At 62.0% G+C, this 22,810-nt stretch carries 19 protein-coding genes, 1 tRNA gene, 2 rRNA genes and 5 pseudogenes (1 of these 27 running past the window's edge); 13 read left to right on the forward strand and 14 right to left on the reverse strand.

What is annotated here, in order from left to right; genetic code table 11:
- From ACTTAG_RS03180 to ACTTAG_RS03190, 3 genes are all read left to right on the forward strand, one after another.
- Window positions 1-1,930, forward strand: a 23S ribosomal RNA gene (locus ACTTAG_RS03180); it begins 894 nt to the left of the window's first position.
- 144 nt (window positions 1,931-2,074) lie between these two features.
- Window positions 2,075-2,189: ribosomal RNA gene (gene rrf / locus ACTTAG_RS03185) — 5S ribosomal RNA — on the forward strand.
- A gap of 71 nt (window positions 2,190-2,260) precedes the next feature.
- Window positions 2,261-2,337: transfer RNA gene (locus ACTTAG_RS03190), tRNA-Met, on the forward strand.
- 271 nt (window positions 2,338-2,608) lie between these two features.
- Here the strand turns inward: ACTTAG_RS03190 and ACTTAG_RS03195 are convergent.
- From ACTTAG_RS03195 to ACTTAG_RS03225, 7 genes and pseudogenes are all read right to left on the reverse strand, one after another.
- Window positions 2,609-3,205 carry a hypothetical protein gene (locus ACTTAG_RS03195; RefSeq protein ID WP_444464158.1) on the reverse strand — a complete coding sequence of 199 codons (597 nt, stop codon included), beginning with the start codon at window positions 3,203-3,205 and terminating at the stop codon, window positions 2,609-2,611.
- Window positions 3,206-3,273: 68 nt separating this feature from the next.
- On the reverse strand, window positions 3,274-3,531 hold the full coding sequence (locus tag ACTTAG_RS03200) for a topoisomerase DNA-binding C4 zinc finger domain-containing protein (RefSeq protein WP_444465182.1): 258 nt from the start codon (window positions 3,529-3,531) through the stop codon (window positions 3,274-3,276).
- 63 nt (window positions 3,532-3,594) lie between these two features.
- A complete protein-coding gene (locus tag ACTTAG_RS03205; RefSeq protein WP_444464159.1) occupies window positions 3,595-3,984 on the reverse strand; it encodes a baseplate hub domain-containing protein in 390 nt (129 codons plus the stop codon).
- Window positions 3,981-4,607, reverse strand: coding sequence for a phage distal tail protein, Rcc01695 family (locus ACTTAG_RS03210; protein ID WP_444464160.1), 627 nt, complete (start codon window positions 4,605-4,607; stop codon window positions 3,981-3,983). Before ACTTAG_RS03210 ends, ACTTAG_RS03205 begins: the two co-directional genes overlap by 4 nt.
- Window positions 4,607-5,926 (reverse strand): annotated as a pseudogene (locus ACTTAG_RS03215) (phage tail tape measure C-terminal domain-containing protein); the annotation flags it as partial. The gene ACTTAG_RS03210 and the pseudogene ACTTAG_RS03215, both read right to left, overlap by 1 nt.
- A 55-nt stretch (window positions 5,927-5,981) precedes the next feature.
- On the reverse strand, window positions 5,982-6,215 hold the full coding sequence (locus ACTTAG_RS03220) for a DUF7697 family protein (protein ID WP_444465183.1): 234 nt from the start codon (window positions 6,213-6,215) through the stop codon (window positions 5,982-5,984).
- Window positions 6,212-6,649 (reverse strand): hypothetical protein, encoded by a 438-nt coding sequence (locus tag ACTTAG_RS03225; RefSeq protein WP_444464161.1) that lies wholly within the window; start codon window positions 6,647-6,649, stop codon window positions 6,212-6,214. Before ACTTAG_RS03225 ends, ACTTAG_RS03220 begins: the two co-directional genes overlap by 4 nt.
- Window positions 6,650-6,789: 140 nt before the next feature.
- Between ACTTAG_RS03225 and ACTTAG_RS03230 the strand changes: the two are divergent.
- A pseudogene (locus ACTTAG_RS03230) lies at window positions 6,790-8,059 on the forward strand (IS256 family transposase).
- Window positions 8,060-8,118: 59 nt separating this feature from the next.
- Here the strand turns inward: ACTTAG_RS03230 and ACTTAG_RS03235 are convergent.
- Window positions 8,119-9,033 (reverse strand): annotated as a pseudogene (locus tag ACTTAG_RS03235) (phage tail tube protein); the annotation flags it as partial.
- A gap of 23 nt (window positions 9,034-9,056) precedes the next feature.
- Window positions 9,057-9,479, reverse strand: a complete 423-nt coding sequence (locus ACTTAG_RS03240) for an acyl-CoA transferase (RefSeq protein WP_444464162.1) — start codon at window positions 9,477-9,479, stop codon at window positions 9,057-9,059.
- Between the two features lie 181 nt (window positions 9,480-9,660).
- On the opposite strand from ACTTAG_RS03240, the gene ACTTAG_RS03245 reads away from it, so the two are divergent.
- The gene (locus tag ACTTAG_RS03245) at window positions 9,661-9,960 is read left to right on the forward strand and encodes a hypothetical protein (RefSeq protein WP_444464163.1); all 300 of its coding nucleotides are present in this window, start codon (window positions 9,661-9,663) and stop codon (window positions 9,958-9,960) included.
- A gap of 104 nt (window positions 9,961-10,064) precedes the next feature.
- Here ACTTAG_RS03245 and ACTTAG_RS03250 read toward each other — a convergent pair whose 3' ends face one another.
- The 3 genes and pseudogenes from ACTTAG_RS03250 to ACTTAG_RS03260 form a co-directional block, all read right to left on the reverse strand.
- Window positions 10,065-10,700, reverse strand: a complete 636-nt coding sequence (locus ACTTAG_RS03250) for a DUF6441 family protein (protein ID WP_444464164.1) — start codon at window positions 10,698-10,700, stop codon at window positions 10,065-10,067.
- A gap of 6 nt (window positions 10,701-10,706) precedes the next feature.
- Window positions 10,707-11,021 (reverse strand): head-tail joining protein, encoded by a 315-nt coding sequence (locus ACTTAG_RS03255; protein WP_444464165.1) that lies wholly within the window; start codon window positions 11,019-11,021, stop codon window positions 10,707-10,709.
- A 12-nt stretch (window positions 11,022-11,033) separates the two neighbouring features.
- A pseudogene (locus ACTTAG_RS03260) lies at window positions 11,034-11,351 on the reverse strand (major capsid protein); the annotation flags it as partial.
- Between the two features lie 258 nt (window positions 11,352-11,609).
- Between ACTTAG_RS03260 and ACTTAG_RS03265 the strand changes: the two are divergent.
- The 3 genes from ACTTAG_RS03265 to ACTTAG_RS03275 all read left to right on the forward strand — a co-directional run bounded on the left by ACTTAG_RS03265 (window position 11,610) and on the right by ACTTAG_RS03275 (window position 13,537).
- Complete coding sequence (locus tag ACTTAG_RS03265) at window positions 11,610-11,837, forward strand: hypothetical protein (protein WP_444464166.1); 228 nt, start codon at window positions 11,610-11,612, stop codon at window positions 11,835-11,837.
- A 95-nt stretch (window positions 11,838-11,932) separates the two neighbouring features.
- Window positions 11,933-12,493: a DUF3489 domain-containing protein gene (locus ACTTAG_RS03270; RefSeq protein WP_444464167.1), complete on the forward strand. Its 561-nt coding sequence runs from the start codon at window positions 11,933-11,935 to the stop codon at window positions 12,491-12,493.
- Between the two features lie 123 nt (window positions 12,494-12,616).
- Window positions 12,617-13,537 (forward strand): HNH endonuclease, encoded by a 921-nt coding sequence (locus tag ACTTAG_RS03275; RefSeq protein ID WP_444464168.1) that lies wholly within the window; start codon window positions 12,617-12,619, stop codon window positions 13,535-13,537.
- Between the two features lie 17 nt (window positions 13,538-13,554).
- On the opposite strand, the gene ACTTAG_RS03280 is transcribed toward ACTTAG_RS03275, so the two are convergent.
- Window positions 13,555-14,883 carry a site-specific DNA-methyltransferase gene (locus ACTTAG_RS03280; RefSeq protein WP_444464169.1) on the reverse strand — a complete coding sequence of 443 codons (1,329 nt, stop codon included), beginning with the start codon at window positions 14,881-14,883 and terminating at the stop codon, window positions 13,555-13,557.
- On the reverse strand, window positions 14,880-16,142 hold the full coding sequence (locus ACTTAG_RS03285) for a site-specific DNA-methyltransferase (RefSeq protein ID WP_444464170.1): 1,263 nt from the start codon (window positions 16,140-16,142) through the stop codon (window positions 14,880-14,882). The genes ACTTAG_RS03280 and ACTTAG_RS03285 overlap by 4 nt, the downstream gene beginning before the upstream one ends.
- An 818-nt stretch (window positions 16,143-16,960) precedes the next feature.
- Here ACTTAG_RS03285 and ACTTAG_RS03290 point away from each other — a divergent pair.
- The 5 genes and pseudogenes from ACTTAG_RS03290 to tnpC all read left to right on the forward strand — a co-directional run bounded on the left by ACTTAG_RS03290 (window position 16,961) and on the right by tnpC (window position 22,719).
- A complete protein-coding gene (locus tag ACTTAG_RS03290) occupies window positions 16,961-19,111 on the forward strand; it encodes an ATP-binding protein (RefSeq protein WP_444464171.1) in 2,151 nt (716 codons plus the stop codon).
- Window positions 19,112-19,114: 3 nt separating this feature from the next.
- Entirely contained in the window at window positions 19,115-20,266 is a 1,152-nt protein-coding gene (locus ACTTAG_RS03295; protein ID WP_444464172.1) for a hypothetical protein, read from the forward strand.
- 23 nt (window positions 20,267-20,289) lie between these two features.
- Window positions 20,290-20,712, forward strand: a complete 423-nt coding sequence (gene tnpA / locus ACTTAG_RS03300; protein WP_023924132.1) for an IS66-like element accessory protein TnpA — start codon at window positions 20,290-20,292, stop codon at window positions 20,710-20,712.
- Window positions 20,709-21,062, forward strand: a complete 354-nt coding sequence (tnpB, locus tag ACTTAG_RS03305) for an IS66 family insertion sequence element accessory protein TnpB (RefSeq protein ID WP_444462574.1) — start codon at window positions 20,709-20,711, stop codon at window positions 21,060-21,062. The genes tnpA and tnpB overlap by 4 nt, the downstream gene beginning before the upstream one ends.
- A 69-nt stretch (window positions 21,063-21,131) precedes the next feature.
- Window positions 21,132-22,719 (forward strand): annotated as a pseudogene (gene tnpC / locus ACTTAG_RS03310) (IS66 family transposase).
- The last annotated feature ends 91 nt before the right edge of the window (window positions 22,720-22,810 follow it).

Consider the following 22,810-nt stretch of genomic DNA (forward strand, 5'->3'; position numbering starts at 1 on the left):
ATGGGGGCCCACAGCCTTACTGAGTCTAAGTAAACTCCGAATACCGCAGAGTACTATCCGGGAGACACACGGCGGGTGCTAACGTCCGTCGTGAAGAGGAAACAACCCTGACCAACAGCTAAGGCCCCCAATTCGTGGCTAAGTGGGAAAGCATGTGGGATTTCCAAAACAACCAGGAGGTTGGCTTAGAAGCAGCCATCCTTTAAAGATAGCGTAACAGCTCACTGGTCTAGTCAAGAGATCCTGCGGCGAAGATGTAACGGGGCTCAAGCCACGAGCCGAAGCTTTGGATGTGCAGAAATGCACGTGGTAGCGGAGCGTTCTGTGATATAGCACCTTCCGACTTTAGCTCTCCTTCGGGAAAGCCTTGGTCGGAGCGGTGCTGACTGTGAAGCCGGCCTGTGAGGGATCCGGTGGAGTGATCAGAAGCGAGAATGTTGACATGAGTAGCGACAAAGAGGGTGAGAGACCCTCTCGCCGAAAGTCAAGGGTTCCTGCTTAAAGCTAATCTGAGCAGGGTAAGCCGGCCCCTAAGGCGAGGCCGAAAGGCGTAGTCGATGGGAACCACGTTAATATTCGTGGGCCAGGAGGATGTGACGGATGCTCACTGTTGTTCGACCTTATCGGATTGGTCGGGCAGCTGCGGTGTCCCTGGAAATAGCCCTCCATATGACCGTACCCTAAACCGACACAGGTGGACAGGTAGAGTATACCAAGGCGCTTGAGAGAACCACGTTTAAGGAACTCGGCAAAATGCCTCCGTAAGTTCGCGAGAAGGAGGCCCCATTCGCACGCAAGTGTGGGTGGGGGGCACAAACTAGGGGGTGGCGACTGTTTACTTAAAACACAGGGCTCTGCGAAGCCGTAAGGCGACGTATAGGGTCTGACGCCTGCCCGGTGCTGGAAGGTTAAAAGGAGGTGCAAGCTCCGAATTGAAGCCCCAGTAAACGGCGGCCGTAACTATAACGGTCCTAAGGTAGCGAAATTCCTTGTCGGGTAAGTTCCGACCTGCACGAATGGCGTAACGATCTCCCCGCTGTCTCAAACGTGGACTCAGCGAAATTGAACTGTGTGTCAAGATGCACACTACCCGCGGTTAGACGGAAAGACCCCATGAACCTTTACTCCAGCTTTGCACTGGCATCAGGATTGTGATGTGCAGGATAGGTGGTAGCCTTTGAAACCGAGACGCCAGTTTCGGTGGAGGCTCCCTGAGATACCACCCTTCGCACTCTTGATGTCTAACCGCGGTCCGTCATCCGGATCCGGGACCCTGCATGGTGGGGAGTTTGACTGGGGCGGTCGCCTCCCAAATCGTAACGGAGGCGCGCGAAGGTAGGCTCAGACCGGTCGGAAATCGGTCGTTGAGTGCAATGGCAAAAGCCTGCCTGACTGCAAGACTGACAAGTCGAGCAGAGACGAAAGTCGGTCATAGTGATCCGGTGGTCCCAAGTGGGAGGGCCATCGCTCAACGGATAAAAGGTACTCTGGGGATAACAGGCTGATGATGCCCAGAGTCCATATCGACGGCATCGTTTGGCACCTCGATGTCGGCTCATCTCATCCTGGGGCTGGAGCAGGTCCCAAGGGTATGGCTGTTCGCCATTTAAAGAGGTACGTGAGCTGGGTTTAGAACGTCGTGAGACAGTTCGGTCCCTATCTGCCGTGGGTGTAGGATACTTGAGAGGAGTTGCCCCTAGTACGAGAGGACCGGGGTGAACGTTCCACTGGTGGACCAGTTATCGTGCCAACGGTAGTGCTGGGTAGCTATGAACGGACAGGATAAACGCTGAAGGCATCTAAGCGTGAAGCCCCTCAAAACCAGGTATCCCTTGAGGGCCGTGGAAGACCACCACGTCGATAGGCCGGAGATGTAAGTGCAGCAATGCATTCAGTTGACCGGTACTAATTGCCCGATTGGCTTGATTTGATCCAGTAGCAGCAAGGCTCATGATCAAAAGCAAGTATACACTGGTTAGTAAGAAGAACGCTCCGCGCCGGCGCAATGCCGGAGGCCGCATCCGCGGCAGGAGCGCTTCTCAGTTCCTTGACTTGGACGTGGCTTCTTCCTCGGTTTGGTGGTCATAGCGTTGGCTAAACACCCGATCCCATCCCGAACTCGGCCGTTAAGGGCCAACACGCCGATGGTACTGCGTCTCAAGACGTGGGAGAGTAGGTCACCGCCAAACCTAGTAAGAAGCCAGTTCTCTCATGACGATAACAATACTCCCCGATCGCAAACAAAGCCCTCGGGACATAACGCGGGGTGGAGCAGCCCGGTAGCTCGTCAGGCTCATAACCTGAAGGCCGCAGGTTCAAATCCTGCCCCCGCAACCAATATCTTGTTACATATCAAAGACATGCGCAGCGCCCTACGGGGCGCTTTTTGCATTCGCGCCCCTACATCAACGCGACATCAACACCGCCACGGAAAAACCGCACCAGCACGCATAAGCAGGCAGTCGCGGGTAGGGGCGGGGGTAACTGCTCGGTTGAGACAGCGTGGGAAGCTCATGGCGCCCTCCTAACTCTTTTGCCTTCTTGTAGCTCCGTTCCGGCATGTGCGGCGGCAAACACAAGGTCGCGGCCGCCAATTCTTACTTCTCGGCTAGGAAGAAGGAGATAGCTCATTCACGGCGATGACGTCAGAAAGTTTCACTCGTCCACTATCGACGGCGGCCGCCTTTCTCTCGGAGGCATCGTCACCTTCCGCATCATTGTGCTGGATCGGGGCCCAGCTACCAATCGAAGAAATATAGGCGAGTACGTTTGTGTGGGCGCGGTTATGGCTGAAGGAGACAATTTCCCGGCTAGCATCAACCTTTAGTGTGTCCCTCAAACATTTGACCAGAAAGGCCCCGATGGCTTGCGAGACAGCTGATCTGAATTTCTCGGTCTCGAAGGGGCCCCCAAAGGATCCGGAGCTACCAGGTGCCGCAACGGCGAAATAATAATCCGGACAGGTGTAATAGGCAAAGTATGGGCTGCCGGATTTGCATGCGAAAGCAACTTCCATGATCGTGCCCTCAAAGTGATCCTTAGGGAATCTTCGGGCGGCCTCTCCTGTGAAAAGTATCCTTCCACCTCGAGTTATCGAAACGACTTCTAAATCATGTCCCATGACGCGAAGCTTGCTCTGCGTTTCCTTCCTGAAAAGGCCAAACACTGATTTTCCTTCCTTTGAAAGTTCTTGTTCGCTCGACACCGAGCATCAGTCATTTTGATCCACGGAGCATGGGGCATCGCGGCGACCCGTTTTATGGCACACCAATGTCATTGTTTTCTGGCTCCAGGCCTGGAGGCGGCGAGCCTGAGTTCGTCCGCACTGCCAACTTGTCCTATCTCGCGCGCTCTGATTTCCGCCACTGATGCCTTTCCTGTGCAGTCCGGGTAGCGGACGCAGCTGAAAAAGTCTCCGTAGCGCCCGTGTTTCTCCACAAGCCAGCCATCCGAGCATTTCGGGCAATGATGGTGATCGGCCCCACAATGTGAACATTCGAGGATCCCCGATAGCCCCGACACCGTCGGCATGCCAATAGGGCGTGCCGAGCCAAGTTCGCGCAACGGCGATGACGCGGGCAGGATCGGCGGCCTTCACAGCACCGCCCCTTCATGCCCGCCATCCTTCGTCGCGTAGCGAAGGACCGCATCCTGGCCCGGGATGTGCGGGAAGCCCCGGAAGTTGGCGACATTGGCGAACTTCGCCCCGCAAGTGGCGATCCGCTTGTCGGTCTCGGTGATCCGGTCGGAGGACAGCACACCTTGCGCGTCCTGCGCGTCGACCGACAGGTCCGATCCTGACCGCACTTCGGAGGCCGTCAGCCCGCTTTCCGGTTCGAACTCGGTCCCGCCGAAGGTGAGGGTCCGGTCGTGGTCGGTGAAGCCGAAGGTCACGCCATCGGCGCGCGTGATCCGCCAGCACCAGGACAGAGTGGTGGTGCCTTCGTCGAGATGCGCCTGAAGCGCAGGGTTCAGAGACTTCATGTGCGGATTTCCACGAGGGGGATCGAAGTGATGGACCCGAGGCGTTCGAGGTCGAGGGTGACGTCGAGGGCGTCGGTGTCGAAGCGGACGGGCACGTCGAATTCGAAACCCGCGGTGATGCCCACGCCCGCGGCTGGCGCAGTGGTGAAGGTGATGAGGCCGGTGGTCGTGGAAACCGACCAGCCGGAGGCCTGCGGCGCGCCGTTCAGCGCGATGGTGACGGTCCCGGCGACGGGCTTGGTGATCGCGCGCGTCCAGGACTGCGAACCGGAGGTGTAGCGCTTGGTGAGCTGAAACAGGGTGGCCGCCCCGTTGCCGGTGCCGATGGGCTGATCGGTCGGACCTGGCGTCTGGGACGGTGGGCAGGATTTGAAGTCGGCCCAGTCCTTGAAGCGAAAGCCATGCAGTCGGCCGTTGCGAGCCTCGAAGAAGGCGACGACCGCCGCCAGATCATCGGCACGTCGGATGCCATAAGCGACGTCATAGCGGCGGCGGCTGTTGGCCCAGCTCGCGTTGCGTTCCTCGGCGCCCGAGGCCAGTTCGACGATCTGCGTGCGCCGTTCAGGACCGCCGCGCGCGCCACGGCTGATGTTGTCCGGAAACCGGACTTCGTGAAATGCCATCACATCCCCCTTCGACCGAGCGACACGGCGCGGGCGATGTCGCTGGCGACCTGCGTCTTGGACTGGCGGAAGCTCTCGGCGTCGCGGGCGTTGATCGTGACGTTGACGGTGGAGGCGCCTGCCTGGCCGTAGCCTGCCGCCTCACGGCGCGAGAGCACCCGCTCCCCGCGCTGCAAGATCGCGGGCACCTCATCCGGCCGCAGCCCGGCCCAGCCGCCGCTGTGCATCCGGGGCGCACCCGCAAAGGCTAGGGCCGGGACCATGCGTCCGGGACCAGGGGCGCCGACCATGCCGCCCGCATGCAGGATGTTGGCGAAGATGCCGCCTGCGCCGCCCAGCGCGCCGGAGAGCGCATTGGCAATGGGGCCGAGGATGAAGCGCCGGGCCGCGAGCTTGGCAAGATCGGCGATCATGGATGTGACCAGGTCGCGGAAGTCGAGCTTGCCGGTCTTCACGAAGTCGCCGATGGCGTTCTCGGCCGAGGTGAAGGCCCCGACCAGCGCCTGGCCGATATTCCCGCCGATGTCGCGCGCCTTGGCTGCGTAATCGGCGAGCGCGGCGGTGACGGCCTGCCAGCCGGTCAGCGCGGTGTCCGCGCCTTCCGCCGCAGCGGCCCCCGCGTCACGTGCAGCGCCGCCCGCGCTATCGGCGGCGGTGGTGGTGTCGTTCAGTCCTGTTGTCAGGGAATCGGCCGAGGCGGCCGCATCGGCCAGGGCGGTCTCAGCCTCCGTTCCGGTACCGGTCACGGCATCCTTTAGCGCCTGCCAGCTGGCCAGGGGCCGACCGGCGGCATCGGCCAGCATCCCGGCCGCTTCGCGATAACCGTCGGCCCGTGCGCGGGCATCTTCGGCCATGGCCCCGAGGCCGAGGTCAGGCGGCTCGAGGTAGGTCCGCGACAGCGCGGCCGAGAAGGCATCCGCGGCGGCGGCACCGGCAGCGGTTGCAGCGCCCTCGAAGGGATTACCGATGCGACCGAGTTCCACCGGATCGAGGATGCCGATCCGCACGCCACCTTCGCCGGTCGCCCAATCCGGGAGGAGCGCCAGCGCCGCGTTCAGGGTCTCGATGAAACTGTTGATACGGGTGACAACGCCATTCAGCATCGCCTCGACGCCAGAGATCAGCCCGTTCGCAGCCTGGAACGCGAAATCGCCGATGGCGCCGGGCAGACTGCCCCAGATTGCCACGGCCGCATCATAGGCTCCCTGGAAGATCGCCGCCGTCCGATCGCCGAAGCTGACGACGCCCGCGATTGTGCCTTCCAAGGCCGATAGCCCCGCCGCCTTCAGCCCCTCCCATCCAGCGGCCATCCCCTCCAACTCGGCGCGCACGCGGCGTCCGCCCTCCGCCACGAGGCGGACGGAGACCTTCTTCTCAGCCATTCCGGCGTCCTTCCATCTGCTCGTTGAGTTTGCGCACCATCACCGCCTCGATCTCAGGCAGCAGTTCGGCGGTGATCAGGGCGTTGATGCCCAAGGCGCTCGCCAATGACAGCGCCGCGCCCATGTCCCATCCGATGACCGCCCCCGGCGCGATGCGCAGTTGGCCGCCGAGGCGCTGGGTCAGGTCCCAGACCTGCCAGCCCTCGACCGTCAGCGGCCGGTTCAGTCTTGCGGGGCAGTCGGGGCAGGGGCCCGTGCAGGCCGCGCAGTAGCCGTCGCCCCCGCCGAAGGACCAGTCGGCGAGGGCGCGGAGGCGTTTTTTTCCTGATCCAGCATCAGGCCACGGGCGACATATTGCGCCTGGAAGGCCTCGAAGACCGGCCAGATGTCCAGAAGGGCGTCGATCCCGGCGGGGCTGACGGGGACGAGGTTACCGTCATCGTCACCGACCCCTTCCCATTCCAGCACCGCGCGGCGGGCGACGGCTTTGGCCATCGCGAGGGCCATGTCCTCTTGGCTGGAGGTTTCCGAAAGGTCGTCGATGGTCGGATCGGCGCGGGCTGAGACCATCAGCGCGGTGGTCAAGGGGGCCACCAGGATGCGCAGTCCGGGCAGCAGGTCCAGCCATTCGGGCCGGTTCGACAGGTTCAGTCGGATCATGATCAGTATCCCGTGACGGTGTTGACGAGGACGGTGGTGCAGGTTGTGTCTCGGAATTGGTGGAAATTTGAAGGCGGCGTAATCTCCGGGTGAACTGCAACCACCCAGCCGGCGGCGCCAACCGCCAGGGAGATCACGCCATGACCGAGGTTACCCAGAACCCCACGCTTTCGCTACTGTCTGACGCTGCGGGCTACGACCCGATCGAGGATCGCCTTCGAGCGAGCGTTCGGGCCACGATTGAGACGATGTTCGAAGAAGAGTTAGCCGAATTTCTCGGCCGCATGCGCTATGGTCGATCGGAAGGCGCCGCGAAAGGCTATCGTCACGGGCACCGCGACCGCCAGCTGACCGGAACTTTCGGCACCGAAACCTTGCGGGTGCCGCGCGCGCGGATCGAGGCCGAAGACGGCAAGGTCACGGAATGGCGGTCGAAGGCGTTGCCGCGCTACCGTCGACTGACGAAGAAGGCAGAAGCTCTGATCGCGGCGGTCTACCTTGCGGGCACCAACACCCGTCGGGTGAAGCGGGCGCTGGTCAGCCTGTTCGAGGGCGCCGTGAGCAAGGACGTGGTCAGCCGCACCTGGCGAAAGGTGAAGGTGGATTGGGAGGCGTGGTCGGCGCGCAGCCTGGCCGATGAGGACATCGTGCGGTTGATCCTCGACGGCACCGTGGTTCGGACGCGCCTGGACAAGAAGGCGACGAATATCTCGGTGCTGGCGGCCCTCGGGGTGCGCCGCGACGGGCAAAAGGTGCTGCTCGCAATTCAGAGTGAAGCGGTTCAGAAAACGCCCCAGTGGGGCGTTTTCCCGCTGAACGGGCGGCGAAAGCACCGCAGCCTGGGGCCAGTTCCTCGCCGATCTCGATGCACGGGGCCTGAAGCGGCCCGAATTCGTCATCGTCGATGGCGCACCGGGGCTTGAAGCCGCCCTCGTGGCGCTGTGGGGCGAGGAGCTCGCCATCCAGCGTTGCACGGTCCACAAACATCGCAACCTGTTGGCTCATGCCCCCAAGCACCTCCACGACGAGTTGACCGAGGATTATCGCGACATGGTCTACGCCGACAGCGCCGCCGAGATCGAAACGCGCCGGAAGTCGTTCGTGCGGAAATGGCGGCTCAAATGCCGGGCGGTGGCCGAGAGCCTCGAAGAAGCGGGCGAACGCCTGTTCACCTTCACCCGGCTCGACCCGTCGCAATGGAAATCGGCACGCACCACCAATGCGATCGAACGCTTGAACGAGGAATTCCGCCGCCGCATCAAGACCCAGACCGTGCTGCCCTGCGCGCAAACCGTGCCGATGCTGCTCTGGGCCATGCTCGCGGCGGGACAGATCCAGATGCGCAAGGTCGATGGTTGGGAAACCCTGTCACAGCCCCTCGAGCCGATGCCCCTTGACCTCGCTGCTTGAGAAAGCGAACCTTGAAACGCTCGGAGGCCGCGCGCTGGCAATTTCCACCACCTTCGAGACATGACCGTGGTGCACATGCGGGCGGGACTGGTGGCTTTCGCGGCCTGCCAGTCAAATGTGGCCTGGATGCCCTGTGGTCCGGGGATCTCGATCCGCGGGACGGGCAGGTAGACGGCGTGGGCCGTGAAGGTGAAGCTGGCATTCGCGCCGAGGCTGTAGGCGAATTCGAGCTCGCAGGGCGTGCCGTCGATGGCTTGCGTGACGAGGGCGCTATCGGCGAACCGCACCTCGATCCGCCCCGTCAGCGCCGCCATGCCGGGATCGGCCCCCTCGATCTTGCCGTCGTTGCGGATGGTTTCGATCCGGTCGAGGCCGTTGGCATAGGTGATCTCGGCCGAGACGACATTGCCCAAGGCCGTGCCGTTGCGCTTCACCACGCCGTTGAAATGCCCAAAGCGCTGCAGGCCCAGCGCGGTGGGGGTGCCCGCGGCGGTGGCGGCTGCGATGGCCTCGCCCTGCGCGATCAGCCGGGCCGTGGCGGTCAGCAGGCCCGACCGGCTCATCTGCCAGGACAGTTGGTCCATCACGCAGCCCGCATACATCGCGAACCGGGGCACCTCGGGCATGGCCACCTCGATGGCCATCGAGGGCAGCGTCCAGTTCCCTGACTGGAAGGTGTGGGTCTTGGGCGTGGTCCCCGTCGTGGTCGGGGCGCCGAAAGCGGCCTTCAGCCAGAAGCCGAACGCCTCCACATCGATCGGTACCACCACCTCACCATCGGCCGTGACGGCGTCCTTGATGGGCGCCAGGGGATCGCGGCCGTAGCCAAGCAGTTCGCTGTTCAACAGCGGCTGTTCCGCGCCGAGTGTGGTGCGGGCGAAGGGCATCAGCCGATAGCCGCTGGCGGGTGGGGTGCCGTAGACGGTTTCGAACGCAAGCGCCATTTGCGCCCGCGCGCCGTGTGCGCGTGCCATGGGGGACTCCTATGTGGGGGAATTCAGGCCAGAGGGCCGGTGGTGGTGTAGTGCAGGACGACGGTGATCACCGCCGCCTTCAGGGCTGCAGCGCCTTCGACGGGCAGATCGACCGAGGCCGGTGCCTCCGGTTCGACCCAGTCACAGAGGCCGCCGAGCGTCCGGTCGGCTTCCAGCGCCGTGCCGATGGCGGCGATCAGGTCATCGAAGGCGCTTGCCCGGCCGGAGCCCGCCTGGACGACGACCTCCAGCTCGGCCCGGTGCTGGTAGTGGTAGCGCAGGGGCGACAGCGTCACCTCCGGCTCGCCGGGCTGGCCATCGCGCAGGATGATCAGCCCTGCAACCGGGATCCGCTCGGGCAGGACCTCGTCACGCAGGGTCAGGGCGGCAAGCGGCTGCAGCCGCGCATGCAGCGCGGCGAGGACGGTTTCGCGGGTGGTGGGCATAATGGTATTAATCAGGCGTTTACACGGGCTCGTGTTGCATTTTGGGCAAGAGAACGACTGTTGCTTTCTGTACTAGACGAGTAGGCGGTTTCGTCCCAGAACAGGGTTCTGACGCCCAGTGAATCGAAGGCTGCGGTTTGGCCACTTAATTGATCTTGCTGGGTATCCATGGAGTAGCGTGATGAAGTACACAAAACCAATGAATGAATGGCAAGAAGTGTTTGCTGCGATGGCCCGGTTTAAAGATGCTATCGAAAGTTATAAGAAATCAGGCAGATCATTTAGTGAACTCACCAGAGACCTGGATGATCCGATGTATCGCGCCATTCAGAAATCTGGAATGGAGCTCTCTCAACTTGGTGGCTATGACGCGATGCGGGCCGCACAAGGCTCGTTGTGGCCTGATGACCCAAGTGCGACCGCGGCTATGGGAACAGAACTTAATTACCTTTGGAACGGAATTGATCGCTGGCTCGCTTAGGAACCTTCTGGGTTTTGCCCACCAGGGGACTTGGGACAGAAAGAGCCTTAAAAGAAGTTAATGAAAATTACCTCGGCGGTCGAAGTGACCGTCAAGGCTCTTGCTTACGACTCAAACGAATTTTGATCCCAACCCGCGACGATCCGCCCCGGCATGCCATCGATGGCACGCTCGGCATCGCGCACCAGATCCAGTCGCTTCCGCAGCTTGACCTGCGGCACGAGGAGGAAGATCGGCACCGTGGTCAGCCCGCGGCCGGTTTTCGCGCGGGACGCCACCGCGCGTCCTTTGCTGTTCAGCCGCCCCTCGGCCACCAGCAGGCTTGGCCCCCGGCGCCGATAGATGAAGCGCAGCCGCAGGCCGGTGCGGCGTTCCCATTCGCCGGGGGTGATGCGGCCGCCGCGGGTGGATTTGCCTGCGGCGGCAGTGGGGATTGCCAGCCAGAACCCGTCGCGCGACCGGATCAGTGGCCCTGCGTCATGCGCGCCGACGATCACCGGGGCGTTGGACCAGACCAGCGCTGCCGCGTTCAGACTTTCGCTGCCCTTGGGATAGGTGGCCAGCCGGATCGAGTTGCCGAGCCGGGTGCCGAGGCCCGCGCCGGTGATCTGGCCGCGCCAGGCGGATTTCAGGCCCGCGCCCGCCTCGCGCATGGCGGTGGTGACGGCCTTCTCGCCTGCACGGATTTCCGCCTGCATGAGTGCGGCGAGGTCGGGATCGATGGTTAGCTTCAGCTTCATCGCGGGTCACGCAGGGCGCAGATCGAGGGTCCAGATCAACCGTTCGCGGTCGCGCAGCGGCTCGCCCTGGATCACATGGCTGTCCGCGCCGATGACGATCACGTCGCCCGGGCGCGGGACGGGCAGGTCGGCCACGCGTACATCCACCACCGTTGTGTCGCTGACGAACCGCCCAGCTCCGAAGTCGGTGACGCGGTCGGGCGCGCGGCGGATGATGCGGATCGGACGTTCCTCGGAGGTGGTAGCCGAGATCCAGAGGGCCGGGGCCGCCATGGAGGCATGGGTGAAGATGCGGTCCATGACGGCGGCGAAGACGGACATCGCTGTTGTCCGTCAGTTCGAGCTGTGGATCCGGACGGCCAGCCGCGGCCGCTTGTTCACCGGCAGGATCGAGGCCTCGGTCATGACGTCGATCCAGCGGCCCTTCTCGTCGAGATGCTGTCGGGCGTAGAGGGGCAGGCCGATGGTGTTGGCGGTTTCCAGCAGGTTCGCGGGGCCGCCATAGGTGGTGAAGGTGTCCATCGTGCCGAGCGGGAAAGCGATCCCCTCGTTCGCCGGGACCAGCCGTTCGGTGGCCTTGGTCGAGAGGGTGACGGTGCCGGAGTATTCCTCGAACAGGATCCCGGCGAAGGGGAAGTTGCGGCGGACATCTCCGCCCGCCGCACATCCGAGGCCGCGGCGTTGATCGACCCGTCGTCATGGACCACCAGCCGCCCGTTTTTGCGCGCCTTCTGCACCCCGCCGCGAGACAGGCCGGAATGGGCCGCGTACTCGCGTTCGCTCATCCCCTTCATGGCGCCGAAAATCCGATCAAGCCAATGATATCGCTTGGTATTCAGTTGATTAGAGGGCGCGGCAGAGCGAGTCTGATCGCAAGGAAACGATGCAACTCACCCGAGGAACCCCGCCATGACCCACCGCGCCGCCCAGCTGAACGACAAAGCCCTCGACGCCTTCATCACCGCCAAGGCCGAGATCGACACCATGCTGGATCGCCTGAAGGCCCTCAGCGACGACCACTTCGAAACCCACCCCGACGAGGTTCACTGGGGGCATGTCGGGACGCTGAAGCACTACGCGGGCCTGCTGCGCCAGATCACCGACATCGCCTTCAAGGAAGGCGAACACGCCGCCTGACGCGCCCACACCGCGCGACGCCCGCCCCGTCCGTGGACGAGGCTTGCCCCCGTAGAAGGTGTGCACTGCGCACGCCCAAAGCCACGGAGGCCCCGATGACCACCCCGTCCGACACCCAATCCCTGATCCTGTCCCGCGCCGCGACCCGACCGGGGAACCTCGCCGTGCCGCTGCCCGATGGGCTGGTCGGTGCCGCCGCCAAGATGGTGGTCGGCAAGATGATCGCCCGCGGCTGGCTTGAAGAGGTCGAGGCCAACCTGCGGCGCGGCGAGCCGCTGTGGCGCGAAACCGGCGACGGCCATGGCACCACGCTGATCGCGACCGAGGCCGGGCTGGAAGCCATCGGGATCGAGCCTCTGGTGGCCAGCGCCGTCGCCAGCGCGCGGAAGGCGAAGCCGAAGCCGGAACCGGTTCAAATGCCCGACGAGACCGACACCGCGAAACCCGTCGCCATCCGCGCTGGCACCAAGCAGGCGCAGATCATCGCCATGCTCCAGCGCCCCGAGGGCGCGACGGTCGCCGAAGTGGTCGAGGCCACCGGATGGCTGGCGCACACGGTTCGGGGCTCGATCTCGGGGGCGCTGAAGAAGAAGCTGGGTCTGCCCATCGCCGCGGAGAAGGTCGAGGGCAGGGGGACCGTATATCGGATCGGCTAATGCCGAAATCGTCTAACCCTCAATGTTCATTGCCTCCGAAGATCATTGACTGGACCACAACAGCCGCGCCAGCTGCATAAAGCAACGCAGGTGCATGGTATGACAAATTTCAGATACATTCGGATGGCTGGTAACGATCAAGGCTGGAGGCGCCCGCATGGCGGCCGGAGGGGTGGTGACGACTACTTAGGTACTCAGGGCCTTGGGCATGAGGATTGGAATTTTGCCAAGGATGTCTGGAATGACGGTCGCTACCATCTGTACCTTCGGTCGACACCGGCTGGTTTCGACAAGGGCCAATTCAATTTTGTGCTTGGGGCCCATGCGAGCCCATCTCCGATGGTTGTGGGATTTGTTGAGAACACAACCTATGGCGTTTCGAAGTTGCCGGAGCAAGTTTTGCTTAGGCGCGCTCAGGAGGTCTTTGCGCTCAACGAGGACGGTAGCCTCGGATCGATATATGCCCGGTTAAGCGTTGATCAAATTGCAGCACGTCTGAAGCGGGAGGCTGACGATTATCGGGTCTCTGTTGCCCCGCAGGATCTGCATATTCTCGCGCAGCCTGTTCCTATGCCGACCGATATCTACAAGGTCGCGCATCCAGGTTACCGCGCGCTTCCCATGACAGCAGTCCAGTTTGCCGCGATCAAAGAGCGAGTGCTCTCGAACGATACTGCGGCCTCAGTTGATCAGGATGAAGATACGAGCTTCCCTGAAGGGCTCCTAGTCGAAAAGCTGCACAGGTCTCGTGAGCGCAGCCGCCGCGTCGTCGAACTCGCGAAGAAGCTTTTCATCGAGAAGAACGGGCGGCTATGCTGCGAGGCATGTGGATTGGATCCGGAAAAGCACTTCGGGTCGTCCAAGATGCGTAATCGGATCATCGAAGCGCATCACGATGTTCCGCTTTCAGACGACAAGCATGAGGGTGCGACCAAGGTCTCGGATCTGCGGATGGTTTGCCCTACCTGTCACCGGGCCATTCACACTATGCGACCGTGGCTAACGGTAAAGGAGCTCAGGAAGCTTCTAGCGCAGCGACGGTGATCAGGATCTGTCATCTTTCAGGCTCCTCGCTGCACTGCCTTCCTCCCCGTCGCCATCTCCCACCGCCGCACGGCAACGTCGCAATAGGCCGGGTCCAGTTCCACCGCGCAGCAGCGCCGCCCGGTGCGTTCCGCGGCGATCAGCTGGGTTCCTGATCCGCAGAAGGGTTCGAACACCAGGTCGCCGGGGTCGGTGAAGGCCTGCAGCACAGCCTCGACCAGCGCCACAGGGAACACGGCTGGGTGCGATCCGGCCGCGCCCAGCCCGCCCTTGTGGCGCATGATCCGAAAGACGCTGTCCGGGATGCGGTGGCTCTGGATCGCGTTGCCGAAGCCGGTCTTGCGGTGGACGGTGCCGTCGGCCCCGCGCAGGCCCCCACCACCGAGCGTTTCGCCCGCATGCTTGCTCTCGACCGTCTTGTTCGGTTTCCGGGGCTGGCGGTTGAAGTGGAAGATAAACTCGTGCGAGGGCGCCAGGCGGCCGTTCCAGTCGCCGGGCAGGCCGGGCCCCTGGTCCCAGACATACCAGCCGAACCGCCGCCAGCCCTGCGCACGCATCCAGAGGGCCCAATCCTCCCAATACGGGATCCACTCACCATCGCGATGGACGAGGCCAAGGTTGACCAGCAGTTGGGCATCGGCGGTGACGGGTGCCGCGGCAAAGACGCCCTGCATCAGCGCATCCCAATCGCCAACCTTCTCCTTCGCCGCGCCATAGTCGCGCTGCTGGGCGTAGGGCGGGGAGGTGAACATGAGCGCCGCCTGCGCCCCGTCCATCAGACGCGCCACCACGGCCGGGTCGGTCGCATCGCCGCAGATCAGCCGGTGATCGCCCAGTGCCCAGATGTCGCCGGGTCGCGTGATCGGCTCGGCTGGGGCCTCGGGGATGGTGTCGGCGGTGTCATCGTCGATGAGCGTGCGGTCGTCGGCATCGTGCAGGAGCGCGTCCAGTTCATCTTCGGGGATGCCGATCAGCCCGAGGTCGAAGTCCTCGGCCATCAACCCGCGCAGTTCCTCGAGCAGCAGCGCCTCGTCCCATCCGCCCAGTTCGGTCAGCTTGTTGTCGGCGATCCGATAGGCGCGCCGCTGCGCCTCGGTCAGATGGCCCAGCACGATGACGGGTGCCTCGACCAGACCGAGCTGGGCTGCGGCCATGACGCGGCCATGGCCCGCGATCAACTCACCATCGGCCGCGACTAGGCAGGGAACGGTCCAGCCGAATTCGGCCATGCTGGCGGCGATCTTCGCCACCTGAGCGACGTCGTGGGTCTTGGCATTGCGCGCATAGGGCCGAAGGCGGGCCAGCGGCCAGTGTTCAATCCGGCCGGGCAGGAGGGGCGCGTTCATGCCGCGAGCCGCTTCGCATTGAGGGCGGTGAAGGTCTCGCCGGTCTCCGCCAGAACGGCCTCTTGGCCCGTGAAGGCCTGCCATCGCTCGATGGCGACATCGACATAGGTAGGGTTCAGTTCGACCCCGAAGCAGACCCGGCCGGTCGTCTCCGCCGCGATCAGCGTGGTGCCCGAACCCATGAAAGGTTCATAGACCGCTTGGCCGGGGCTGGAATTGTTCAGGATCGGCCGCCGCATGCATTCCACTGGCTTCTGCGTGCCATGGACCGTGTCGGCGTCCTGATCCCGGTTGGCGATCTGCCACAGCGTCGTCTGCTTTCGGTCCCCGGCCCAGTGACCCTTGCCCTTGGCGCGCACGGCATACCAGCAGGGTTCGTGCTGCCAGTGGTAATCGCCGCGGCTGAGGACCAGCCGGTCCTTGGCCCAGATGATCTGCGACCGGATGGCGAAACCGGCCGCCACCAGGCTGTCCGCCACGGTCGCGGAATGCAGTGCGCCATGCCAGACATAGGCGACATCGCCGGGGAACAGCGCCCAAGCCTCGCGCCAGTCGGCGCGGTCGTCGTTCAGCACCTTGCCGGTGCGCTTGGTCTTTGCCGCGCCCGCCTGGTTGCGCCAGGACGGGTCATACTCCACGCCATAGGGTGGGTCGGTCACCATCAACAAGGGGCGCACATCCCCGAGCAGCCGCCCGACCACATCGGCCGCGGTGCTGTCGCCGCAGATCAGCCGGTGGGCGCCCAGCTGCCAGAGATCGCCCGACACCGAAACTGGCGTGACCGGCAGCTCCGGAATATCGTCCTCGCCCTCGACTGGGCCATCGCCGCCCAGCGATTCGGGATCCCGCAGCAGCGCGTCCAGATCCTCGTCGCTGATGCCGAGCAGGGTCAGGTCGAAATCCTCGGCCAGCAACCCCGCGATCTCATTCCGCAGCAGCGCCTCGTCCCATTCGCCCAGTTCCGTGAGTTTGTTGTCGGCGATCCGGTAGGCCCGGCGTTCCGCCTCGTCGAGATGGCTGAGCCGGATCACCGGCACCTCGGTCAACCCGAGCATGGTCGCGGCCAGCACCCGGCCATGGCCCACGATCAGCTCACCATCGTCGGCCACCATGCAGGGCACGGTCCAGCCGAACTTGGCCATGCTGGCCGCGATCTTCGCCACCTGGTCGTCGCCATGCATCTTGGCATTGCGGGCGTAGGGGCGCAGCCGGGCGATCGGCCAGGTTTCGATCTGGCTCGGCGCGAAGACGAGGTCCATGGGGTGGGGCTCGGGATTTGCGGGAGGGGAAATGAAAAGCGCCCGCGAGGGGGTTCCTCCGGGCGCAATTCTTCGATGATCAAGTGGTAGGTCAATGGGGGCAGGTCTGTCAACCGGAAAAGTGAAGCGGATTCAACAGCTTCTGACGAATTGGTTTCCAGGGGTGGCTTCCCGCCGCCTGGCTTCCCCGGAGGTGGCTTCCCTGGCTTCCCGCCGGGAATCCACCCCGGCCAGATCGTGATTCCGCAAGCCGCTGATCTGACTCAGGAATTCAGGCATCAGCGCGCAAGGTGGCTTCCGCCTGGCTTCCCCGGTGAAAACGCCTCACGCTAGCGAACTGCCGCGCTGCGCCCCCCCGCATACGTTCTAGGCCGGGGAGGAACCAGAGGAGGGGGCGCGAGTAAGGCCCTTGGCCGACACAGTCGGCCCTCTCCGGACGTTCGCCGGGCTGGCTATTGCTGCGGTGCAGCTTCCCGAACCGGTCATCCATGACATCGTGCAGCATGATCTGTTAAGCAGAGGTCTGCAACGCGGACAGAGCCGCCGTCCACGCATTGTGTTCGTGGCTGAACGCCATGCGGGAGCAGGACATGCCCCCTACGACGGTTGCCACGGCGCTCGGGCTAGCGCGTTCAAGTGATTACCGATATCTTGAAGCTGCGTCCTGATTCATGGGTGCAATGAGTTTTGCGTCACTTGGCTCTCTGAGGTGATCCTTCAAATCTTGAGCATAAAGCTACCTTGAGAGGCAAATGAGGCATTAGTGCGCCAAACGACAGACACACAAGCCCCACAAAGGCGTTAAACCTGAGAACTCGATGCAAGCAGATATAGACAGGCGATTTCGACCACGAGCACGACTACTTCAGCATCTGGGTGATCAGTTAATCGGCACCCCGAGGCTTGCCGTATTCGAACTTGTTAAGAACGCCTACGACGCAGATGCTTCAAAGGTTGATGTGGAAATAGCCGGTATTGGAACCAAAACCCCCACGATCCACGTGACGGACGACGGGACCGGCATGTCGCTTGAAACTGTGAGAGACATTTGGCTCGTGATTGCCCACGACCACAAAGAGCGGCAGTTGGAGAAGAAAAAGAGAACTGCAAAAGGACGCTTGCCACTTGGGTCTAAAGGGCTGGGTCGGCTATCTGTCCATAAGCTTGGAAACAAAATTCGCATGGTGACGAGGGCGGAAAATTCGCAAGAGGTTGTTGTCGATATTGACTGGAACAAGATGATAGCGCATGAGTTCCTGTCGGACGCCGAAGTCGACATCGAAGTGCGGCCCCCTGAAGTTTTCACCGGGAAGAAAACGGGAACTCTGCTGCAAATCTCAGAACTGCGTGAGAAACGGTGGACCCGCGGAGAAGTGCGCCGGTTATTTCGTCAGATTACATCAATTTCTTCGCCGTTCGGCCAAGTTGAGCGTGACGACTTCCAAGCAACCCTTCAAGTCCCTGATGTGCCGCAGTGGATCGAACGACTGCCTGACCCTTCAGAGCTTCTGAAACGGGCGCCTTGGAAATATACGTTTGATTTTGACGGGGAAAACTTCAGTTATCACTACAGTTTCCGTGGCATTCCCGGAATTCAACGAAAGGCCAGAGACCTTGAAGAAGACGAGGTTTCGCTCTTGGTGCCGCCGTTGGAGGCTGATGACGACGACCCGCTCTTCAGCGGGAAATCTCAGCCGTCGACAATGCGAAAGGTCATTGCGGACTTGCAGTCGATCGAGGGTATAGGTCCGATTTCCGGGGAATTCTATGTCTTTGACCTGACGCCGAGGATCGCAAGGCAAATGGGCGAGACGAAGCTCATTAAAGACTTCCTTGATGAGAACGGCGGTATTCGCGTCTATCGAGATGGCATCCGGGTCTACGACTACGGAGAGCGGAGTAACGATTGGCTTGGGCTAGACCTGAAGCGCGTCAACAATCCGACGCGGGGATTGAGTCGCAACATCGTTGTTGGCCATGTATCTCTTGATCAGGATAGCAGCCCCGGATTGGTCGAGAAATCAAACCGGGAAGGCTTTATTGAGAATGAGGCCTACGAAAGATTCCGCCAACTCGTGTTGGGCGCAATTGACCCACTCCAGCGAGAGCGTGAAGTCGACCGGAAAGCTATCAGGGAACTCCTCGGAGAAGTTCAGGACCCGGAAGTCCAGAGCATCATGGAGCCGGTCTCGAAGATCCGAGTTATCGCGAGCAAGAACAACCTTTCGGGGAAAATTGATCCACTTCTAGACCGGATCGAACACGAGTATGTCGAAATGAAAAATCGGCTTCTCGCGACGGGAATATCAGGCACAAGTCTTGCTGTCGTTTTTCACGAAATTGAGCAGGGGGTTAGGTCACTCTACAAGAATATGGAGGGCCATCCGGAGTTGGAAGCTGTCGCATCTCAGGTTGAAGAGATGATGAAACTCCTAGATGGGTTTTCTGACCTCCTGCGGAAGAAAGATCGCAAACCTGTCGATCTTCGAAAACTCATCAAAAGAGCGCGGGACTTAAATCGGATACGTTTCAGGCATCACAATGTGAAATTGTTCTGTCCTGCGGCGGAAGATGATGCGCCTGAAGTCACTGTGTCCTGTTCCTTCGGACTGACGCTGGGTGCGATAACAAATATTATCGACAATGCGATCTATTGGATGCGAGCCAAGTGGCCCAATGAGGAGGATTCTGGTCGGGCAATATACATTGGGATTGACGAAGACTTTGACGGGGGCCCAACCATCATAATCGCCGATACCGGTCCGGGCTTCCGCGACGCACCGTCTGAGCTTGTTCGTCCTTTCTATACTAGAAGACCGGAAGGGATGGGCATGGGCCTATACTACGCGAATATGGTGATGGAGCTAAATGACGGCGCCCTCTTGTTTCCGGATCATTCACAGGTTGATGTTCCAGATGATTTTGAAGGTGCGGTGATCGCGCTTCAGTTTTCTGAATTGAAGGTCTAAACGATGTTTTTGCATTCAAGATTTGTTGTCGTAGATGACAAAGAACACCATTTAAAAGGGATAAAACAGACGCTGGACGCTCTTCGACTAGACTGTCATTCGAAGCTCTACGATGACGAGACTGTTGGTGATTGGCAGCCTTTGCCTGGGACGCGAATTCTATTTCTTGATCAGAATCTAGTGACTGGAGCCACGTTTGGGACGGCGGACAACAAGGTAGCGTTCACAGCAATTCAAGATGTGATAACGCGTTTAATTTGCCCAGATAATGGTCCATATGGAATAGTGCTCTGGGCTGAAGAACCCGATCTGGGTGCTTTGAAAACCAACCTTTTTGAACGCTTCACCGGAGAGGATGCCCGCTACCTGCCGGTCTTCTTCGCAGCGCTTCAAAAGGGTGACTACATTGACACAAGTGACGGAACGATAAAAGATCCTGCGAAGCTTCAGGCAGATATTCAAGATCGGATGTCGCGAAGCCCGCAAATGAGAGCCATTCTTAGCTGGGAGACCGATGTTGCCGTCGCCGCTGGTGCCGTCCTTCGCTCGATAGTTGATCTTGTGTCGCTCGAAAAGCGTTCAACTGACGAGTTTGGAACGGAGCTCGGGAATGTGCTTTATAGGCTAGCCCAAGCGGGTGCAGGGATAGATCGTGCCGAAGAGAACCCGAGAGAGGCGATAAATCATGTGCTGGTTCCTATCCTTGCGGACCGAGTTACGGAGCATGATCCGCAGGGCGACGCGGGAGACTCTTGGAAATCCGCTCTCGTGCCCCACAAGGACAAGTTCGCGTCAGTACCGGTTCAAGCCGCAATAAACACTGCCATACATGTTTCACGGGCATCGTCTCCTAGCAGCGCGCCAATATTACCTACTGACTTAGGTGCGGTAGTCGCCTTCCCTTTCGAGAATAAAGCTCAAGCCTTACTCGACCTATTTGACCTCACTGTTGAAAAACTCTGCCTCGACACTGTGTTTGGGATGCACAACGAGGATTGGTCGAAATGCTCTCTTAGACTGATACAGATTGGAGCGTCTTGCGACCAGGCTCAACCCAAAGATGGGCCGCTCCTTTATCTTCTAGGTCTCGAATGGCCGTTCGTAAGCGCCCGGCCATCGCCCTCGTTGTTTGAGGGGCGATGTCATCCGAGATGACGCCCGTAACAACGGAGGCGTCGATGGATAGCGACATACAAACTTACGTAAGTTCTCACAGTGATGATCCTGGATACGCTGGTCGTATCGACATCGTGACGGGGCCGACCGGTCGCCGTCGCTGGCCCGAGCATGTGAAGGCGGCAATGGTGCTCGAGACGTTTCGGGACGGGGTGACGGTGGCCGATGTGGCCCGGCGTCATGGGGTTTCGGCGCCGCAACTGCATGCCTGGCGCCGGGCCGCGCGCGAGGGGCTTTTGCCGATGCCGGAAGATGATGCCCTCGGGCTCGTGCCGATCGTGGTGAGCGGGGGCGCCGGGCCGGGCGATCAACCCGAGACGAGCCTTCAGCTGGAGATTGTCGGGGTGCGGATCCTCGTGCCGACCGGCTTCGACGCGGCGCATCTTGGGCGGGTGGTTGCGGCATTGCGGGAGACATCGTCGTGATCCTGCCGGGCGGGATCACTCGCGCCTATCTGGCGACGCGGCCGGTGGACTTCCGCAAAGGTCACGCGGGGCTCGCGCTGGTCGTGCAGAACGTGCTCGGCCACGATCCCTACAATGGCGCGGTGTATCTGTTCCGCTCGAAGCGCGGCGATCAGCTGAAGTGCCTGGTCTGGGACCAGACCGGTCTGATCCTGATCTACAAGAAGCTCGAGGGCGGTGCCTTTGCCTGGCCGAAGCCGGCGGATGGGGTCATTAGGCTGTCCCCGGCGCAATTCGCCGCTCTGTTCGAGGGCGTCGATTGGCGGGCTGTCCGGGCCGAGCGCAGGCAGAGGCCGCGGCTGGCAGGGTGAGCCGCGACAGGGTGACTCGGGCCGTGTTTTATGGCGTCCTTGCGGGGTGTTGTGGGGTAGTCTCGGGCCATGGCATCACGCAGCACCAGCACGGCCCGGGTGGCAGATCTTGAACGGCGTCTGGCCGAGGCCGAAGCCGCGCGGGCTGCCGCCGAGACCGCGCGGATCGAGGCGGAAACACGTCTTGCCGCAGTCGAGGAGCGCGCGCGGCTGGAACGCCTGCTCTCGCAGATGCGCCGCGATGCTTTCGGCGCGAAGTCCGAGAAGGGCGATCCGGACCAGCATCACCTGCCATTCGAAGATGTCGAGGCTGCGGCCGGGATGCTGGCGGCGGCCAGCGAAGCGGCCGAGAAGGTGATCGGCCCCCGGAAGGCGCCAGCTGCTCCGCCGCAGCGTAACAAGGGCAATCTTCCCGCGCATCTGCCCCGGATCGAGCAGGTCATCGAACCGGAGAGCATCCTTTGCCCCTGCGGCTGCGGCGCGATGCAAAGGGTTGGCGAAAGCCGGACGGAGCGGCTCGATGTGATCCCGGCGCAATTCCGCGTGCTGGTGACGGTGCGCCCGAAATATGTCTGCCGGACCTGCGCGGGCGCGCAGCATGCCCAGGCTCCGGCGCCGGAATGGCTGGTGCCGCGCGGCCTGCCGACCGGGCGCTGGTGGCGCATTGCATGGTCGCCAAATTCGGCGATTACCTGCCGTTTTACCGTCAGGCCGACATCTATCGCCGCCAGGGGCTCGATCTTGACCGCACGATGCTGGCGGAATGGTCCGGGCGGGCGGCACAGCTTCTGGCGCCGGTGATCGACGCGATGATGACAGAGTTGCGCCGCAGCGACCGGTTGCAGATGGATGAGACCACCGTGCCGGTGCTGGCGCCGGGCACCGGGAGGTGCGCACCGACTGGCTCTGGGTGGTGCTGCGCGATCAGCGTGGCTGGGGTGGCGGCGATCCCCCGATCGTGGTCTTTCATCACGCGCGCAGTCGCGCAGGCAAGGTCGCGCAAGAGATCCTCAAGGGGTTCTCCGGCGGCACGCTGCTGGTCGATGGCCACGGCGGCTATGACCAGCTGGCCGATCCGAAAAAGACCGCAAAGCCATGGGACATCGCCTATTGCTGGACGCATTGGCGGCGCCGCTTCGTCAAGTTCGCCAAGGATACGCCGTCGGAAATCTGCGACGAGATGGTCGAGCGCATTGCGCAGCTTTACGCCATCGAAAAGGAAATCCGCGGCCGTGACCCGGCCACGCGCGTGAAAATCCGGCAGAGGTTCTCCAGGCCGATCGTCGAGGCCCTGCGGCCCTGGCTCGAGGGCTGCCTGCAGCAGCTCTCCTCGACGAACGAACTCGCGCGGCACATCCGATACGGGCTCAAACGTTGGGCGGGGCTGACCCGGTTCCTTGCGGACGGTCGGCTCGAAATGGACACCAACGGCGTCGAAAACGCGATCCGTCCGATTCCGCTGACGAGGAAAAACGCGCTCTTCGCGGGCTCCGACGACGGGGCGAAAACCTGGGCCCGCATCGCCTCACTGATCGGCACCTGCCGCCTCAATGGCATAAACCCCGAGGCCTATATCGCCGCCACGCTCCGCAAGATCCTCGACCAGCACATGCAAAGCGATATCGCCGCGCTCATGCCCTGGAACTTCCGAGAATAGTCAAGCCGCAAGGCAAAGGGCGATGAGCGGGCGCTTACGGCCGTTCGACAATATTGATGGTTCAAAGACAAACAACGCCAAGCTACATGCC

The organism is Rhodobacter capsulatus, from assembly GCF_052363185.1.
Taxonomy (GTDB): domain Bacteria; phylum Pseudomonadota; class Alphaproteobacteria; order Rhodobacterales; family Rhodobacteraceae; genus Rhodobacter; species Rhodobacter capsulatus_E.

Bases quoted from the DNA above. Each gene is read 5' to 3' on its own strand.
- ACTTAG_RS03240 (WP_444464162.1), bottom strand. From the start codon at position 9,479: ATGCCCACCACCCGCGAAACCGTCCTCGCCGCGCTGCATGCGCGGCTG.
- ACTTAG_RS03225 (WP_444464161.1), bottom strand. From the start codon at position 6,649: ATGATCCGACTGAACCTGTCGAACCGGCCCGAATGGCTGGACCTGCTG.
- ACTTAG_RS03275 (WP_444464168.1), top strand. From the start codon at position 12,617: ATGGCTGGTAACGATCAAGGCTGGAGGCGCCCGCATGGCGGCCGGAGG.
- ACTTAG_RS03205 (WP_444464159.1), bottom strand. From the start codon at position 3,984: ATGAAGTCTCTGAACCCTGCGCTTCAGGCGCATCTCGACGAAGGCACC.
- ACTTAG_RS03295 (WP_444464172.1), top strand. From the start codon at position 19,115: ATGTTTTTGCATTCAAGATTTGTTGTCGTAGATGACAAAGAACACCAT.
- ACTTAG_RS03270 (WP_444464167.1), top strand. From the start codon at position 11,933: ATGACCACCCCGTCCGACACCCAATCCCTGATCCTGTCCCGCGCCGCG.
- ACTTAG_RS03290 (WP_444464171.1), top strand. From the start codon at position 16,961: ATGCAAGCAGATATAGACAGGCGATTTCGACCACGAGCACGACTACTT.
- ACTTAG_RS03200 (WP_444465182.1), bottom strand. From the start codon at position 3,531: ATGCCGACGGTGTCGGGGCTATCGGGGATCCTCGAATGTTCACATTGT.
- ACTTAG_RS03250 (WP_444464164.1), bottom strand. From the start codon at position 10,700: ATGAAGCTGAAGCTAACCATCGATCCCGACCTCGCCGCACTCATGCAG.
- ACTTAG_RS03245 (WP_444464163.1), top strand. From the start codon at position 9,661: ATGAAGTACACAAAACCAATGAATGAATGGCAAGAAGTGTTTGCTGCG.
- ACTTAG_RS03265 (WP_444464166.1), top strand. From the start codon at position 11,610: ATGACCCACCGCGCCGCCCAGCTGAACGACAAAGCCCTCGACGCCTTC.
- ACTTAG_RS03255 (WP_444464165.1), bottom strand. From the start codon at position 11,021: ATGTCCGTCTTCGCCGCCGTCATGGACCGCATCTTCACCCATGCCTCC.
- ACTTAG_RS03210 (WP_444464160.1), bottom strand. From the start codon at position 4,607: ATGGCATTTCACGAAGTCCGGTTTCCGGACAACATCAGCCGTGGCGCG.
- tnpA (WP_023924132.1), top strand. From the start codon at position 20,290: ATGGATAGCGACATACAAACTTACGTAAGTTCTCACAGTGATGATCCT.
- ACTTAG_RS03280 (WP_444464169.1), bottom strand. From the start codon at position 14,883: ATGAACGCGCCCCTCCTGCCCGGCCGGATTGAACACTGGCCGCTGGCC.
- ACTTAG_RS03285 (WP_444464170.1), bottom strand. From the start codon at position 16,142: ATGGACCTCGTCTTCGCGCCGAGCCAGATCGAAACCTGGCCGATCGCC.